Consider the following 15,469-nt stretch of genomic DNA (forward strand, 5'->3'; position numbering starts at 1 on the left):
CATCTTCCTCACACAGAATCAGGCAAATGCTTGTCGGCGAACAGATGTACCGAACGAATGGTTGATTTTGGTGCTACGTTCCGGGGCGTGGACGAACTTGATTCGGAGATCGTGCGGCTTCTCCAGACGGATGCGCGGCAGTCCAACCGGGAGCTCGCCCGCAGGCTCGGGATCGCGCCCTCGACGTGCCTGGAGCGGGTCCGCGCCCTCACCCGCCGGGGCGTGATCCGCGGCTACCACGCCGACATCGACCCCGCCGCGCTCAACCGCCGCGTCCAGGCGCTGGTGTCGATCCAGGTGCGGCCGCTCAGCCGCACCGCGATCGACGCGTTCAAGGAGTTCGCGGGCGGCCTGCCCGAGGTGCTCCGCGTGTTCGTCCTGTCCGGTGACGACGACTTCCTGCTGCACGTCGCCGTCCAGGACCTCGACCACCTGCACGCCTTCCTCGTCGACCGGCTCGCCGGCCGCCGCGAGATCACCGGCTTCCGGTCGTCGATGATCTTCGAGCAGGTCGCCGACCGCACCCCCGCGCGCCTGCCGTCCCCGCCCGCCTGACCCCGGGGCGGGTTCTTCAGGGCGTGGGCGCGGTGAGGTACCGCTGGATCGTGGGCCCGAGCCAGTCCACGATCTCCTCGCGGCCGAGCGCCACGCTCTCGGGGAACCGCAGCACGTAGCGCGTGAGCGCGAGCCCCAGCACGGTCGAGGCGCACAGCGCCGCGCGCGCCGGTGCCTGCTCCGGTTCCGGGCCCACCTGGCGGGCCAGCGGGATCAGCTGGTCGCGCAGCACGGTCTGCATGCGCTCGGCGGCGGCCGGGTCGGTGGCGCCGACCCGTATCAGCGCGGTGAGCCCCTCGTTCTCCTCCCACAGGGCGAGGAAGTGGCGCACCAGCGTCCGGCCGAGGTCCTCGCGCGGTTCGACGGGCAGGCCCGGCAGCCCGGGGTCGATCGCGACGGCCGCCGCGAACAGGGACGCCTTGTTGCCGTAGTACCGCATCACCATCGACGGGTCGATCCGCGCGTCGCGCGCGATGGCCCGGATGGTCGCCTTCTCGTAGCCGTCCGCCGCGAACCGCTCCCGGGCCGCGGCGAGGATCGCGGCCCGGGTGGCGTCGGAACGCCGTGCGGCCTGCTGGTTCTCCGTGGTGCCCGTCATGCCAACGAGTGTAGGCCAACGCCTGTTGACAATCCACGATCGCGCGACCTACGTTTGCCAACAAGCGTTTGCCAACAAGCGTTGGCGGAGTCGCGCGGCACGACGACCCACGGCGAGAGGAAGTACCGAAGATGGCCCAGCTGAAGAGCCTGGACCCGAGCACGCCGATGTTCGCCCAGTTCACCGAGAAGACCGGACCCATCGTCCTGGCCAACACCTTCCTCGTCCCGCAGGAGAGGGCCGAAGCGTTCCTGCCCCTCTTCCGGAGGCAGGCCGAATTCATGAAGGCGCAGCCGGGATTCGTCTCGCTGCGGATGCACAAGGGAACGGCGGGCAGCCGGCTTCTGATGAACGTCGCGGTCTGGGAGTCGACCGAGGCACTCGCCGCGGCGTTCGGCAGCCCGGAGTTCCAGCGCATGGCCGCCGAGTTCCCCGACGACATCGTGTCCTACCCGCACATCTTCGAGCAGATCGACGCCTGACACCGCGGCCGCAGCCGGGGAGGGCAGCCGGAGACGCCCTGCCGTCCCCCGGAAGGTCACGCATCCATGCACCAGGCCAGGCCGTCGCGAGCCCCCGCGCAGCCCCGTCCCAGAAAGGGAGTCCCCATGACCGTGGAACTGAACCACACCATCGTCCCCGCCCGTGACCCGAAGGCTTCGGCGCGGTTCCTGGCCGGAATTCTCGGCCTGACCGTCGATCCGCCGCTGGCGCACTTCACACCGGTCACGCTGGCCAACCATGTCACCCTCGACTACGACCGGCTGGACGACTTCGAGCCGCACCACTACGCGTTCATGCTCGGCGAGCAGGAGTTCGACGCCGCCCTCGCCCGCATCCGGCACGGCGGGATCGCCCACTACGGCGATCCCGCATGCCAAGAGATCGGGCGGATCTATCACGGCAAGCACATCAAGGGCCGCAGGGGCACCTACTTCCACGACCCCGACGGGCATCTCATGGAGATCCTCACCCCGGGCGACGCCGGATCGTGAGGCCGACGGCGCCCCGAGCGGGCCGATCTCGTCCGCCCCGCCACGCCCTGCCCTGCCCTGCCCCGTTTCCGAACGTCGAAGGAGAAGCGCCATGTCGCTGAAGAACGTCAATACCGTCCTGGTCGCCGTCTGCGCCTTGTTCGTCCTCTATCTCGGGCTGTCCTTCATCCTGGCCCCGGAGGCGTCCACCCAAGGCGTCGGCCTGCCGGAATGGCGCGCCGGCGGCGGTGACGGCTTTCTCATCATGAAGGGCACCCGGGAATTCGCGATGGGCCTGGTCATCGGCATCCTGCTGCTGACGGGCCACCGCCGCGCGCTGGGCTGGGTCCTGCTGATGGAGGCCGTCGCCCCGTTCGGCGACATGATCAACGTCCTGGCCCACCGCGGCCCCCTCGCCGCCGCGTTCGGCATCCACGGCCTGACCTCGGCGCTGATCGCGATCATCGGCCTGCTGATCCTCCGCGAGACCCGTACGGTCGCGGACGACCGGCACCGCACGGCGAGCATCACCGGCACGGCGCCGACGTCCGATTCCGTGCCGCTCCGCACAGCGAACTGATCAGACCGGCCGGGGCGGACCGCGCCTCGCCCCTCGGCGTCAGCGCTGGCGGGCGGGGCGGACGACGATCTCGTTGACGTCCACGTCGGGCGGCTGCGCCAGGGCGTAGGAGACGGCCGCGGCGATGGCGTCCGGCTCGATGGCGTGGGCGCGGTACTCCCGCATGGCCGCCGCGGCGCCCGGCTCGGTGATCGTGCCGGCGAGTTCGGACGTGACGACGCCGGGGGAGACCGTCGTCACCCGGATCGACGGGTCGGACTCCTGGCGCAGCCCCTCGGTGATCGCCCAGGCGGCGTACTTCGTCCCGGAGTAGACGGCGCCGGTGGGGACGACCTGGTGCGCGCCGATGCTCGCGACCGTGACGAAGTGCCCCGACCCCTGCTCGGTGAAGACGGGCAGGGCGGCGGCGATGCCGTGCAGCAGGCCGCGCACGTTGACGTCGATCATCCGGTCCCACTCGTCCACGAGCAGGGAGTCGAGGCGCGACAGGGGCATCACCCCGGCGTTGGCGACGAGGACGTCCGCGCGGCCGAACCGGTCGCGGGCGGCCTCGACGAAGGCGCGGACGTCGTCGCGGTCCGTCACGTCCACCGGGACGGGGTGCAGGACGCCGGGGGAGCGGGCGGCGAGGTCCCGCAGCCGGCCGGTGCGGCGGGCGCCCGCGACCACGCGGTGCCCCTCGGCGGCGAGGCGGGCGGCGGTGGCCGCGCCGATGCCGCTGCTCGCCCCGGTGACGAGGACGACCTTGGATTCGTGCTGGTCAGTACTCATGCCGGGAAGCGTCGCAGCGCCCGCCGGACGGGACGAGAGGTGCGCTTCTCCTGGGAGGGATGCACCCACGCGGACGGCCGGGGAGCCGCTGCTGGGATCATTGGCGGGAGCACTCGTGAGGCGGAGTTGAGGGGGACGGCGTGGAACTGCTGCACTCGGGGAAGGTCCGGGACGTCTACGCGGACGGGGACGACCTGATCCTCGTCGCGTCGGACAGGGTGAGCGTGTACGACGTCGTCCTGCCGACGCTGATCCCCGACAAGGGGAAGATCCTCACCCAGCTGTCGCTGTGGTGGTTCGAGCAGCTCGCCGACGTGGTGCCGAACCACGTGATCTCGGCGACGCGGGTGCCGGACGAGTGGGCGGGACGGGCGATCCGGTGCAGGCGGCTGACGATGCTGCCCGTCGAGTGGATCGCGCGCGGCTACCTCGCGGGGCTCGGCCTGAAGGAGTACGAGAAGGGCGGCACCGTCTCCGGGATCGCCCTGCCGGACGGGCTCGTCGAGGCGTCGAAGCTGCCCGAGCCGATCTTCACGCCGACCACGAAGGCGTCCGAGGGGCACGACGAGTTCATCACCTACGACGACGTCGTGGCCGAGATCGGCGCGGACACCGCCGCGCGGCTGAAGGACGTGACGCTGGACGTCTACAAGCGGGGCGCCGAGATCGCGGCGGAGCGCGGCATCATCATCGCGGACACGAAGCTGGAGTTCGGGCGCGCCGCCGACGGCACGCTCGTCCTCGCCGACGAGGTGCTGACGTCCGACTCGTCGCGCTTCTGGCCCGCGGACGAGTGGGAGCCGGGCCGCCCGCAGCGCTCGTACGACAAGCAGTACGTCCGCGACTGGAGCAGCACCCTGGACTGGGACCGCACGCCGCCCGGCCCGGCCATCCCCCAGGACGTCGTGGACGCCACCCGCGCCCGCTACATCGAGGTCTACGAGCGCCTGACCGGCCGCCCCTGGCAGTCCTGAGGGCGGTCCTGAGAGGGCGGTCCGACGCGCGGCTCAGAGCAGCGTCAGCAGGTGCTCGGCCTGGTGGACGAGGGTGCCGGGCGGGTTGCGCGGACGGTCCGGATCGTCGGACAGCAGGGCGAGCAGCCAGAAGACGGCCAGCAGGCGCCGGCACTCGGGCAGCCGGATCTTCTCGGACGCGGTCAGCTCGAACCGGTCGAGCAGGTCGCCGGGCGCCAGGACGTTCTTCGCGGAGACGTGCTCGGCGACCTCGGCGAGCTCGTAGGCCCGGTCGCCGCGTCCGGAGAACTCGAAGTCGACCAGCCGGGCGCGCGACCCGTCCCACAGGACGTTGGCGAGGTTGCCGTCGCCGGTGCCGAGGACGGGCGGCGGTTCGGCGGCGAAGACGGTGTCGAGGTGCGGGCGGCCGAGCCAGTCGCGGGCGCCGTCGAGGGCGGCGGCGGCCGGGCCGTCCGGGGGCGTCGGCACCCGCTGTGACCAGGCGCGGAGCTTCTTCAACGCGTCCAGGGGATGGAGGAGCCGCGGCGGCAGGGCGGCGAGGTCCGCGGCGGGGATCGCGCTCTGGCAGGCGGTCATCGCCTCGACGAGCCCGGTGAGCTGCGCGTCCGTGAGCGGCGCCGAGAGGGGCTCGCCGGGGAGGCGGGACATGGTGACGCTGGGCGGCGTCTCCGCCGGGGCGTAGCGCAGGGGTTCGGGTGCGAGGGCGGGCGCGTGCTCGGCGAGCAGGGTCAGCGCCCGCCATTCGCGTTCCGGTTGCCCCAGGTCCCACGAGCGGTACCGCTTGGTGACGGTCGCCGTGCCCAGCTCGACGACGTGGGTGGTCGGCATGGCGGGGAGCGTACCGGCGGGAGTGAACGGGGGGCGGGTGCGGAGACGTACTGGGCGGTGACGGGCTGCTTTCGGAGCGAGGGGGGCCGTCTGCGTGGGCGTCGAGGACGTGCTCGGAACCGCCGGCCGCGTCGCCGGCCGTGGCCGGTACGGGGGAGGCGGTGGTGTGGGCGGGAGAGGGCTCGTGGTGCTCGGCACGGTCACGCTGCCCGGGACCGGCAGGTCGGTGGGGCGCGCGCGGGCGTTCGTCCGCGGCCTCCTGGCGGACCTGCCGGGACGGGACGATGTGGTGATGGCCGCCAGCGAGACCGTCGCGAACGCGGTGACGCACACGGCGTCGGGCTTGGAGGGCGGCCTCGTGACGGTGACGGTCGCGGCCGTGCCGGGGGCGGTGCGGTTGGAGGTCGCCGACGACGGGGCGGCGGGGACGCGGCCGTACGTGAAGGACGACCCCGGCGCGGAGACCGGCCGGGGGATGCGGATCGTGCAGGCGCTCGCCGCGCGGTGGGGATACCGCGCGGACGGGACGCGGACCGTGGTGTGGGCGGAGTTCCCGGCCCCGGACGCGTGGGCCCGGGGCCGGGGTGCCGTCAGCGGCCCCGGTTGAACTGGCGGGCCGGCATCCGGCCGGTGCCGCGGCGGTTGTTCGCGAACGTCGCCGACCTGAAGTCGGTCTTGTTCTTCTTGAGCTTCTTCTTCGTGGGGAAGGGAACGTTCTCGAGGTTGTTGGCGCGCATGGAGAAACCACCTCCGGGCATGTCGAATCGCAGCCGTGAAAGGGTGCCGTGAAAGGGTGATGAAAGGCCGAAGGCATGGCGATTCCGCTGGTCACGCGGGTATGCGTCGACCAGTGAGGATGTTCGCGGAATGTCGCCTTCGGCGCGGAGAGCGGGAGCGGGCCCGGCGAGAACGCGGGCGGCTCGACCGTGAAGGTATCAAAGCTCCATGCTGATGATCATGCCTGAGGCCGGTAATGGCGTCAACTCCTTTTTTCCGGCGGAGCGTGAAACGCGCGGTACGGGCGCGGGCCGCGGAACGAGCCGCGAGGGGGGTGTCGCGAACTGTGGGGTACGTGTCGTTGACGCCATGACGGGCGGGGCCGCAGCCTGGAGTCATGCGCGTCGCATTCGTGATCTATGACGGGTTCCAGGGGCTGGACCTGACCGGTCCGTACGAGGTCATGCAGGCGACCGGGCGGTACGAGTGCCTGGTCGTGGGGCCGCAGGCCGGACCGGTGACGTCCAGCAGCGGGCTGCCCGTCGTCGCCTCCCATGGCGTCGGCGGCCTCCCGCCGGAGGGGTTCGACACGGTGCTGGTGGCGGGCGGGAGCGGCGTCGACCGGGCCCGCGAGGACCCGGCGCTGGTCCGCTGGGTGACGGACGCGGCGCGGGACGCGCGCCGGGTCGCGGCCGTGTGCAGCGGGGTGATCCTGCTCGCCGAGGCCGGGCTGCTCGACGGGCGGCGCGTCACGAGCCACTGGGGCCGCGAGGCGCAGCTCAGGGCCGAGTACCCGGCGCTGCGCGTCGACTGCGACCCGATCTTCGTCCGGGACGGGCGGGTCTGGACGTCCGCGGGCGTCACCGCGGGCATGGACCTCGCGCTCGCGCTCGTCGAGGACGACCACGGGCGGGAGGCCGCGCACGCGGTCGCGCGGGAGCTGGTGATGTTCCTGCGGCGGCCGGGCAGCCAGTCGCAGTTCAGCGTGCCGCTGTGGTCGGCGCAGCCGGCGTCCGACCCGATCCGGGTCGCGGTGACGGCCGTGCAGACCGATCCGGGCGCCCGGCACAGCATCGCCGACCTGGCCGAATGCTCGGGCCTGAGCCCGCGGCACCTGCAGCGCCGGTTCACCGCCGAGATGGGGGTGCCGCCGTCGGTGTACGTGGAGCGGGTGCGGATCGAGGCGGCGCGGCGGGCGCTGGCGGAGGGCGACGAGCCGGTCGAGACGCTGGCGCGGCGGCTCGGGTTCGGCACGGGCGAGACGCTGCGGCGCGCGTTCCACCGGCGGGTCGGCGTGGCGCCGTCCGACTACCGGGACCGATTCCGAGGGACGAAGGAGTACGCATGACGACCTACGGGCTGCTGGTGTTCGAGGACGCCGAGGAGCTGGACTTCGTTGGGCCGTGGGAGGTGCTCACCGCGTCGGCCGCGCAGCGCGGCGAGGGCGACAGGGCGGTCCTGATCGCGGAGCGGACCGGGCCGGTGCGCTGCGCGAAGGGCATGAGGGTCGTGCCGGACTGCACGTTCGACGACCATCCGGAGCTGGACGTCCTGCTGGTGCCGGGCGGGCGGGGCGCCCGGGTGACGCAGATCGGCAACGCGGCGCTGACGGGCTGGATCGCGAAGACCGCCGAGCGGGCCGACTGGGTGTCGAGCGTGTGCACCGGCTCGTTCCTCCTGCACGCGGCGGGCCCTGCCAGGGGACGCAGGGTCGCGACGCACTGGACGCACGAGGACGAGCTGGAGGCGCGCGGTGACGTGACGGTCGTCCGGGACGCGCGCTACGTCGTGGACGGCGACCTGGTCACGAGCCAGGGCGTGTCGGCGGGCATCGACATGGCGTTGTGGCTGGTCGGCCGCATCCATGGGCGCGACCACGCGCGCACGGTGCGGCGCCACATCCAGTACGAGCCGGCCCCGCCGTACATGGCCGACGAGCCGCTCTAGCCCCGTTCCAGGCCCGCTCCGGCCACTGCTCCAGGCCCGCTCCGGCCGCTGCTCGGGGCCGGCTTCGGCCCTGCTCCAGGCCCGCTCCGGGCCCGCTCCGGGCACGGCGCCGGTCCCGAATCGGGATCGAACATTCAGCCATACCGGTGATGATCTTCGCTTATCGGCATAATCACGCGAATGGCGATGGCGCTTCCGGTGCGGATCCGCGGTGACGGCGTGCGCGTCGCGGTCGAGACCGACCCCGCGCACGCCCCGCTGCGCGACTTCCTGCTCAACGACCTGGGCGAGGACGTCGCCGCGATCATCCGGACCAAGGGACGGTTGAGCGCCGGGCCGGCCGGACCCGGCGGGCCCCACCCCTGGCAGGAGCTCTACCGCTTCCACCGGCTCGACTACGACGGCGCCGTCGTGCACCTGCGCGACGTCGGCGGCTGGTCGTCCTGCGACCTCGACCCGGGCGTCCTGCTGCGCTGCCTGGAGGAGTACCTGGAGCAGGTCGGGGCGGTGCGGCACCGGCAGATGCTCGAAGGCGTGCTCCAGTCCGGCACGGAGCGGTTCGCCCCGGACCGGGAGCTGCCCGTCGCGTTCCGGGTCGGCGGGCCGGGCGAGGTCGCGTGCCTCCCGGCGCCGGGCAACGAGCCGCTCGCCGGGCTGCTCGGCGACGCCGAGTTCGTCCTCGGGCTGGACTGGATGCTCGCCGAGCTCGGCCGCCCGGACGCCGCCGTGACGTGGCCGGGCCGGGTGTTCCGGGTCGGCGTCGCGGACGGCATCGCCACCATCGAGGGCGAGGGCGGCGCCTACCTGTGCCTCGACGGCGAGACGTTCCGGCAGGTCGTCGCGGTGTTCCGGCAGGCGCACGCGGACTCGCACCGGGCCGCCGCGCCCGGCCGCGACGAGCCGGTGGCGGCGGTGCTCGCGCTCGGCGGGACGTCCCGCCGGACGCGCGGCTGGGCGCTCGTCCGCACGCCCCGCGCCACGCTGGAGGACGTCGCCGGCCTCACCCCGCACCCCGACGCCTGCCTCCCGCACGGCGTCCTCGGCACCGGGTCGGGCGCGTGCTGGGCCGACCTCGCCGTGCTGGACGAGGCGGGCGGGCGGCTGCGCGGCGGCACCAAGACCTTCATGCCGCGCGGCATCGACGCGGACCGGCTGGTCCCGGACCTGCGGGACGCGCTGACCCGCGCCCGGTTCCTCGCGTCCGTCCCGGGCGCGTGGGCGTCGTTCCTCGCGGGCGTCCCCGTGCACGGCTACGCCGACCCGGACGCGGTGGTGCGGCTGCCGTGCGCGCCGGCGGAGGCGGAGGGCGTCGCGCAGCACGTCCGGGTGTTCTTCCCCGAACTCGTCGAATCGGGCGTGGACCTGGAGGGGGCGGCCTCGCGCGCCGCCGGGACCGCCCGCGCGGTGAGCGGCGCGCCGCACGTCCTGACGGCGTTCCTCCTGCACGACGTGCAGAGCCACCGGCACCATCTCGACGTCGTCCGCGCGGCGCGTCCCGGGTGGGAGCACACGGGGAACGCCTGCCATCTGCGGCTCGACGTCCGGACGGTCCGGCTGGAGCACCTCTGGCTGGACGGCCACGCCTGCGAGCTGCCGACCGGCGAGTTCGCGCGCGTCCTGGAAGAGTACGAACGCCTCGCCGCCCTCTGACCCCGCTCCCGCGGGGTCGTGGGACGGTGGAGGTCCCCTTCGTCGGAGGTTGCGCATGTCGATGGCGGGCCGGCTGGCCGACCGCTTCCTCGGGCTGCCCCGGACCGGGGCCGATGCCGCGGCCGTGGACGTCGGCATCGCCCGCGACCTGCGGGTCCCCATGCCGGACGGCGCCGTGCTGGTCGCCGATCTGTACCGTCCGCGCGGCGCGGGACCGCTGCCCGCCGTGCTCGTCCGGACCCCGTACGGCAAGCGGCAGGCGCTCGTGCGGCTGCTCGCCGGGGTCCTCGCGCGGCGCGGCTTCCAGGTCGTCATACAGAATGTACGCGGGATACACGGGTCGGGCGGCGAGTTCCACGCGTTCCACGACGAGCGGGACGACGGCCTCGCGACGCTGGCGTGGGTGCGGGCCCAGCCGTGGTGCGACGGGCGCGTCGCGACCGCCGGCGCGAGCTACCTCGGCTACACGCAATGGGCGATCGCGCCGTACGCGGACCCGCCCCTGGAGGCGATGGGGCTCGGCATCACCGCGTCCGAGTTCGTCAGCTCCTTCTACCCGGGCGGCGCGCTCGCCCTCCACAACACGCTGGTGTGGTCGTCGCTGATGGGGACGCGCGACGACCGGAGGCGCCCGCTGCACAACCGGCGCGTCAGGCACGCCATGCGGCACCTGCCGGTCGGCGAGTCCGACATCGCCGCGATAGGGCGGGCCGAGTCGTTCCTGCGCGAGGTCACCGGCAACGCCGAGAACGCCGCGTTCTGGCGGGAGACCGACCACAGCGCGGGCGTCGCCGCGACCACCTCGCCCGCGAGCATGGTGACGGGCTGGTGGGACCTGTTCCTGCGCGGCCAACTCCGCGACTTCGCCGCCCTGCACGCCGCCGGACGGCAGGCCCGCATCACCATCGGCCCCTGGGGCCACGACGCCAGGGCGCTGCGCGCCCTCCTCGCCGACCAGGTCTCCTGGCTGAACGCGCACCTGCACGGGGACGCGGCGGAACTGCGGCGCGCACCCGTCCGGCTCTACCTGCAGAAGGCGGACCGCTGGCTCGACTTCCAGCAGTGGCCGCCGCCGGAGACCACCCCGGTGCCGCTGTACCTCTCCCACGGCCTGACCTGGGACGAGCCGTCCGCCCCGCTCGACCCGGCGGCGTTCACCTACGACCCGCTCGACCCGACGCCGTCCACCGGCGGGCCGCTGCTGTCGCCCGGACGCGGCGGGCAGCGCGACAACGGGCGGATCGAGGCGCGCGGCGACGTCGCCGTGCTGACCGGCGCCCGCCTCGACCGCCGCCTCGACCTGATCGGCCCGGTCTCGGCGGCGTTCCACGTCCGGACGGACACCGGCCACGCCGACCTGTTCGTCCGGCTCTGCGACGTCGGCCCGGACGGCGCCTCCCGCAACGTCACCGACGGCATGCTCCGCATCGACGCCGGGCCGGGCGAGACCGTCCGGGCGGAGATCGAGATGCACCCGACCGGCTACCGGTTCCGGCGCGGGCACCGCCCGCGCGTCATGCTCGCGGGCGGCGCGTTCCCGCGCTTCGCCCGCAACCACGGGCGCGGCGAACCCGCCGGGCGGGCCGTCGCGTCGCGCCGCGTCCGGATCGAGGTGCTGCGCGGAGCGGGCCACCCGTCGGCGCTGCACCTGCCCGTCTGGGCGCCCTGACCCACCCGGCGCTACTCACCGGGCCGGTTCACCCGGCCCGACTCACTCGGCTTCGGCGGCGGCGCGCAGCGCCTCGTACTCCTTGAGGACCTTCTTGCGCGCGCGGGCCGAGAGGCGGTCGATGTAGACCTTGCCTTCGAGGTGGTCGGTCTCGTGCTGAAGGCAGCGCGCGAGCAGTCCCGTCCCCTCGACCGTCACCGGGTTCCCCTCGACGTCGAAGCCGCGCACGGTGGCGCGGTCGGGACGGGCGACGCGCGCGTGCGGGCCCGGCACCGACAGGCACCCCTCCTCGTCGTCGTCGAGCCGCCGGTCCGCGAGGTCCGGCAGTTCCAGCACGGGGTTCACGACCGTCCCCTTGTGCCGCTCGCCGTCCTCGTCCGGGCAGTCGTAGACGAAGATCCGCAGATCGACGCCGATCTGGTTGCCGGCGAGGCCCACGCCCTCCGCCGCGTACATGCTGGCGAACATGTCGTCGGCCAGCTCCGCCAGCGCCGCGTCGAACTCCTGCACCGGCCGGCACGCCCGGTGCAGGACCGGCGTCCCGACCAGCGTGATCGGCCGCACCCGTCCCGCCATCCGATCTCCCTTCGCGCTCGGTGACCATCCTGTCCCATCCTCCCCGGGCCCGGCGCGCAAGGGCGGGCGCCGGGTCCGCGGCGGCACGACTTTCGCACGACCGTGCAGAAATACCAGCACCGAACCGGGCGTGATTTTGATCAAATGGTGGAGGTCACATTGCACGGGAGGCGACATCGGCGGTGGCGGGCGAGCGCACCGAGCGCGGGTCCGAGCGGGACCGGGAGCACGTCCGGATCGTCCTGCTCGGCCGGGTCGGCGTGGAACGGGCCGGCCGCCGCGCGCTGCCCAGCTCCGGGATCGCCCGCGCGCTGCTCGGCGCGCTCGCCCTCGCCGGGCTCGCCGGGCTGTCGGGTCTCGGCGACGACACGCTCAAGTCGCTGCTGTGGGGCACCCGCGAGAACGTCATCTCCGACTCGACGCTGGCCGTCGCCGTCTACCGGCTGCGCCGCTGGCTCACCGAGACCGCGGGCCCGGGCGTCGAGGTCGTCCGCACCACCAACGGGTACGCGCTGGAACTGCCGGGCGCCGACATCGACGCGGCGGTGTTCCGCCGCGCGGTCGCCGACGCGGGCATGCTGCACCCCGACCGGCGCGCGGGCGCGCTGGAGCGCGCGCTCGGGCTGTGGCGGGGCCGCGCGCTGGAGGACGTGTCGCCCGAGTCCGTCGACCAGGCCACCGTCGACCGGCTGGAGCGCGAGCGGGTCGAGGCGACGATGGAGCACGCCCGGACGGTCCTCGCGGCGGGCGCGCCCGAGCGCGCGCTGCCGCACCTGAACCCGCTGGTGCGCGCCCACCCGCTCGACGAGCAGCTGCTCACCGTATGGATCGAGGTGCTCGCGTCGTGCGGGCGGCAGGCCGAGGCGCTGGAGGCGTACGAGGAGGCACGGGTCCGGCTGCTGGACCAGCTCGGCATCGACCCGGGGCCCGAGCTGCGCGACGCCCACGTCCGCGTGCTGCGCCAGGAGACCGCCGCCGGCCCGGCCCCCGCCGCCCCGGGCCCCAGCGAACCGGGGGACGACGGGCCGGGCGGCGGCGACCGCTTCCGCCCGGAGCGGCCGAGCCAGCTCCCGCCCGCCGTGCCCGACTTCACCGGACGCGGCGACCAGATCGACAGCATGCTCGCGCTGCTGTCCGGCGGCGACGGCGACGCGCCCGTCTCGGTGTCGGCCGTCGCCGGGATGGGCGGGATCGGCAAGACCGCCCTCGCCGTGCACATCGCCCACCGCACCCGCGACGCCTTCCCGGAGGGCCAGCTCTTCGTGGACCTGCGCGGCGCCGAACGCGACCCCGCCGACCCCGCCGAGGTGCTCGGCCGGTTCCTGCGCGCGCTCGGCGTCAACGCCGCCGCCGTCCCCGAGAGCCCCGGCGAGCGGGCCGCGCTGTACCGCAGCATCCTCGCCGACCGGCGCATCCTCGTCGTGCTCGACAACGCCGCCGACGAGACGCAGGTCGAGCCGCTGCTGCCCGGCGGCCGGCTGTCCCGCGCCGTCATCACCAGCCGCACCCGGCTCACCGCGCTGCCCGGCGCCCGCCTCATCGAGCTGGACGTTCTGACCCCCGGGCAGGCGGTCGACCTGCTCGTGCACATCGTCGGCCCGGACCGGGTCGCGGCCGAGCCGGAGTCCGCCGCCGAGCTCGCCCGGATGTGCGGCCACCTGCCGCTCGCGCTGCGCGTCGCCGGAGCCCGCCTCGCCGCGAAGGCGCACTGGAGCATCGCCGGGTTCGTCCGCCGGATGCGCGAGCAGGGCCGGCTGGACGAGCTGACGCAGCGCGGCCTCAGCGTCCGCACCACCCTGCACCTCAGCTACCTGGGCCTCGGCTCGGACGCGCGGCGGCTGTACCGGCTGCTCGGCCTGCTCGACGCGCCCGACTTCGCCTGCTGGACCGCGGCCGCGCTGCTGGACCGGCCGCCCGCCGAGGTCGCCGAGCTGCTGGAGACGCTCGTCGACGCGCAGCTGCTGGACGCGCAGCTCCTCGACACGCGACCCCTCGACGCGCAGGGGCGGTCCGCGGTGGTCGGAGCCGTCCGCTACCGGTTCCACGACCTCGTCCGCGACCACGCCCGCGAGCTGTGCCGCGACGAGGACGGGCCGGAGAGGCGCACCGCCGCGCTGCGCCGCGCCCTCGGCGGCCTGCTCGCGCTCACCGACCGGGTCGTCGAGCTGGTCACCGGAGGCGGCGACGCCCTGGCGGCGGGCCCGGCCGTCCGGTACCCGCTGGACGAGGCGATCGTGCGGAGCACGCTGGCGCACGCCCCCGACTGGTTCGAGGCCGAGCGGTTCGGGCTCACCACCGCCGTCCGGCAGGCCGCCCGGCTCGGCGAGGAGGGGCTGGCCTGGGAGATCGCGGTCCGCTCGGCCATCCTGTTCCAGCCCGCGCACTACACCGACGACTGGCAGCAGGTCATCGCGGACGCGCTGCCCGTCGTCCGGGCGGCGGGCGACCCGCGCGGCGAGGCGGCGCTGCTGGAGCGCACGACGGACCTGGCGTGCGCGCGCCGCGACTACGACCGGGCGCTGCGGTCCGTGCGGGAGGCGCTGCGGCTGTTCGAGGAGACCGGGAACCCCCACGGCACCGCGCTCTCGCTCCGCCAGCTCGCGACCGTGCACCGGATGGCGGGCCGGTTCGGCGACGCCGAGGCCGACGGCCGCCGGGCCCGCGAGCTGTTCCAGCGCGTCGGCGACGTCGCGGGCGAGTCGCACGCCGTCCTGGTGATCGGCTGCGCCCAGTACGAGCGCGGCGACGCCGAGGACGCGCTCGGCGTGCTCACCATGGCGCGGGACCTGGCGCGCCGCGCCCGCTACACCGGCGTCGAGCTCCAGGCGGTGTACTGGATCGGGCAGGCGCTGCTCGCGCTCGGCCGCCCCGGCGAGGCCCGGCCGCTGTTCGAGCACATCGACGAGGCGGGCACCGCGGCGGGCAGCCGGCTCGTCGGCATGTACGCCGCGCACGGCCTCGGCTGCACCGCCTTCGCGCTCGGCCGGACGGCGGAGGCCGAGCGGTCGCTGCGGCTGGCGCTGCGGCTCGCCGAGGAGCGCGCCGACCCGCTGATGCGCGCGCGCATCATGTACGTGCTCGGCGACCTGTACTGGGACCGCGGCGACCTCGCCGCGGCGAGGCGGCTGCTCGAACGCGCCCTGAAGCTCGCCACCGAGGTGTCGGTGCCGCTCTGGCGGGCCAAATGCCTCTTCCTCCTCGGTGCCCTCCTCCAGGTGTCCGGCGACCGGGTGTCCGGCGAACAGATGTCCGGGAACCGGGTGCCGGGCGGGGACGCCGGCGGCGAGGCGGACCCGCGCCGCGAGGCGCTCGAGATCTTCGACGCGCTCGGCGTCCCGACCGAGGACGGGACGGCCGCGCACCTGCTGTGGTGACCGCGGCGCCGGCGGCCCGAGCCGCAGCGGGCCCACCCCCGTGCGGCCCGTCGCGGTCGATCACCACGCGGCCACCGTAGGGCGGGCCGATTACACCTCGCTTACACCTCGCCCCGCGCCCGCACCGACCGTCCGCGGCCGGAGTCTCCGCGCGGGAGGAGGAGGCGTGCGGCTGCGGAGCGTGGTCCGTTCGTCGCACACGGTGCACCGTTCGTCGACGCGGAGGGTTGAAGCGTCGAACGGCGGCCGAGGGGCT

Annotated in this window: 16 protein-coding genes; 11 read left to right on the forward strand and 5 right to left on the reverse strand. The window is 74.3% G+C overall.

The window, feature by feature from the left end; all coding sequences use genetic code 11:
• Positions 1 to 87 precede the first annotated feature (87 nt).
• Positions 88 to 555: an Lrp/AsnC family transcriptional regulator gene (locus tag J4557_RS41900; RefSeq protein WP_190855830.1), complete on the forward strand. Its 468-nt coding sequence runs from the start codon at positions 88 to 90 to the stop codon at positions 553 to 555.
• 16 nt (positions 556 to 571) lie between these two features.
• Here the strand turns inward: J4557_RS41900 and J4557_RS41905 are convergent, their stop codons facing one another.
• Positions 572 to 1,153 carry a TetR/AcrR family transcriptional regulator gene (locus J4557_RS41905; RefSeq protein ID WP_208272396.1) on the reverse strand — a complete coding sequence of 194 codons (582 nt, stop codon included), beginning with the start codon at positions 1,151 to 1,153 and terminating at the stop codon, positions 572 to 574.
• Between the two features lie 131 nt (positions 1,154 to 1,284).
• Here J4557_RS41905 and J4557_RS41910 point away from each other — a divergent pair, with 131 nt between their 5' ends.
• From J4557_RS41910 to J4557_RS41920, 3 genes are all read left to right on the forward strand, one after another.
• On the forward strand, positions 1,285 to 1,635 hold the full coding sequence (locus J4557_RS41910) for an antibiotic biosynthesis monooxygenase family protein (RefSeq protein ID WP_208272397.1): 351 nt from the start codon (positions 1,285 to 1,287) through the stop codon (positions 1,633 to 1,635).
• A gap of 126 nt (positions 1,636 to 1,761) precedes the next feature.
• A complete protein-coding gene (locus tag J4557_RS41915) occupies positions 1,762 to 2,148 on the forward strand; it encodes a VOC family protein (protein WP_208272398.1) in 387 nt (128 codons plus the stop codon).
• Between the two features lie 91 nt (positions 2,149 to 2,239).
• Positions 2,240 to 2,707 (forward strand): DUF4267 domain-containing protein, encoded by a 468-nt coding sequence (locus J4557_RS41920; protein WP_208272399.1) that lies wholly within the window; start codon positions 2,240 to 2,242, stop codon positions 2,705 to 2,707.
• Between the two features lie 39 nt (positions 2,708 to 2,746).
• Here J4557_RS41920 and J4557_RS41925 read toward each other — a convergent pair whose 3' ends face one another.
• A complete protein-coding gene (locus J4557_RS41925; protein ID WP_208272400.1) occupies positions 2,747 to 3,478 on the reverse strand; it encodes an SDR family oxidoreductase in 732 nt (243 codons plus the stop codon).
• 140 nt (positions 3,479 to 3,618) lie between these two features.
• Between J4557_RS41925 and J4557_RS41930 the strand changes: the two genes are divergently transcribed.
• Complete coding sequence (locus tag J4557_RS41930; RefSeq protein ID WP_208272401.1) at positions 3,619 to 4,452, forward strand: phosphoribosylaminoimidazolesuccinocarboxamide synthase; 834 nt, start codon at positions 3,619 to 3,621, stop codon at positions 4,450 to 4,452.
• Positions 4,453 to 4,485: 33 nt separating this feature from the next.
• Here J4557_RS41930 and J4557_RS41935 read toward each other — a convergent pair whose 3' ends face one another.
• Positions 4,486 to 5,280 (reverse strand): phosphotransferase family protein, encoded by a 795-nt coding sequence (locus J4557_RS41935; protein WP_208272402.1) that lies wholly within the window; start codon positions 5,278 to 5,280, stop codon positions 4,486 to 4,488.
• Positions 5,281 to 5,446: 166 nt separating this feature from the next.
• On the opposite strand from J4557_RS41935, the gene J4557_RS41940 reads away from it, so the two are divergent.
• On the forward strand, positions 5,447 to 5,887 hold the full coding sequence (locus J4557_RS41940; RefSeq protein ID WP_208272403.1) for an ATP-binding protein: 441 nt from the start codon (positions 5,447 to 5,449) through the stop codon (positions 5,885 to 5,887).
• On the opposite strand, the gene J4557_RS41945 is transcribed toward J4557_RS41940, so the two are convergent.
• Positions 5,871 to 6,017: a hypothetical protein gene (locus tag J4557_RS41945; protein ID WP_208272404.1), complete on the reverse strand. Its 147-nt coding sequence runs from the start codon at positions 6,015 to 6,017 to the stop codon at positions 5,871 to 5,873. The genes J4557_RS41940 and J4557_RS41945 overlap by 17 nt on opposite strands.
• A 377-nt stretch (positions 6,018 to 6,394) precedes the next feature.
• Here J4557_RS41945 and J4557_RS41950 point away from each other — a divergent pair, with 377 nt between their 5' ends.
• The 4 genes from J4557_RS41950 (at position 6,395) to J4557_RS41965 (ending at position 11,263) form a co-directional block, all read left to right on the forward strand.
• A complete protein-coding gene (locus tag J4557_RS41950; RefSeq protein WP_208272405.1) occupies positions 6,395 to 7,345 on the forward strand; it encodes a GlxA family transcriptional regulator in 951 nt (316 codons plus the stop codon).
• Entirely contained in the window at positions 7,342 to 7,944 is a 603-nt protein-coding gene (locus J4557_RS41955; RefSeq protein ID WP_208272406.1) for a DJ-1/PfpI family protein, read from the forward strand. Before J4557_RS41950 ends, J4557_RS41955 begins: the two co-directional genes overlap by 4 nt.
• Positions 7,945 to 8,124: 180 nt before the next feature.
• Positions 8,125 to 9,594: a hypothetical protein gene (locus tag J4557_RS41960; protein ID WP_208272407.1), complete on the forward strand. Its 1,470-nt coding sequence runs from the start codon at positions 8,125 to 8,127 to the stop codon at positions 9,592 to 9,594.
• A gap of 55 nt (positions 9,595 to 9,649) precedes the next feature.
• Positions 9,650 to 11,263, forward strand: coding sequence for a CocE/NonD family hydrolase (locus J4557_RS41965; RefSeq protein WP_208272408.1), 1,614 nt, complete (start codon positions 9,650 to 9,652; stop codon positions 11,261 to 11,263).
• Positions 11,264 to 11,305: 42 nt separating this feature from the next.
• Here the strand turns inward: J4557_RS41965 and def are convergent, their stop codons facing one another.
• Complete coding sequence (gene def, locus J4557_RS41970; protein WP_208272409.1) at positions 11,306 to 11,839, reverse strand: peptide deformylase; 534 nt, start codon at positions 11,837 to 11,839, stop codon at positions 11,306 to 11,308.
• A 182-nt stretch (positions 11,840 to 12,021) separates the two neighbouring features.
• Between def and J4557_RS41975 the strand changes: the two genes are divergently transcribed.
• Positions 12,022 to 15,213: an AfsR/SARP family transcriptional regulator gene (locus J4557_RS41975; protein WP_208272410.1), complete on the forward strand. Its 3,192-nt coding sequence runs from the start codon at positions 12,022 to 12,024 to the stop codon at positions 15,211 to 15,213.
• Positions 15,214 to 15,469 lie beyond the last annotated feature (256 nt).

The organism is Actinomadura nitritigenes (genome assembly GCF_017573545.1).
In the GTDB taxonomy this organism is placed as follows: domain Bacteria; phylum Actinomycetota; class Actinomycetes; order Streptosporangiales; family Streptosporangiaceae; genus Spirillospora; species Spirillospora nitritigenes.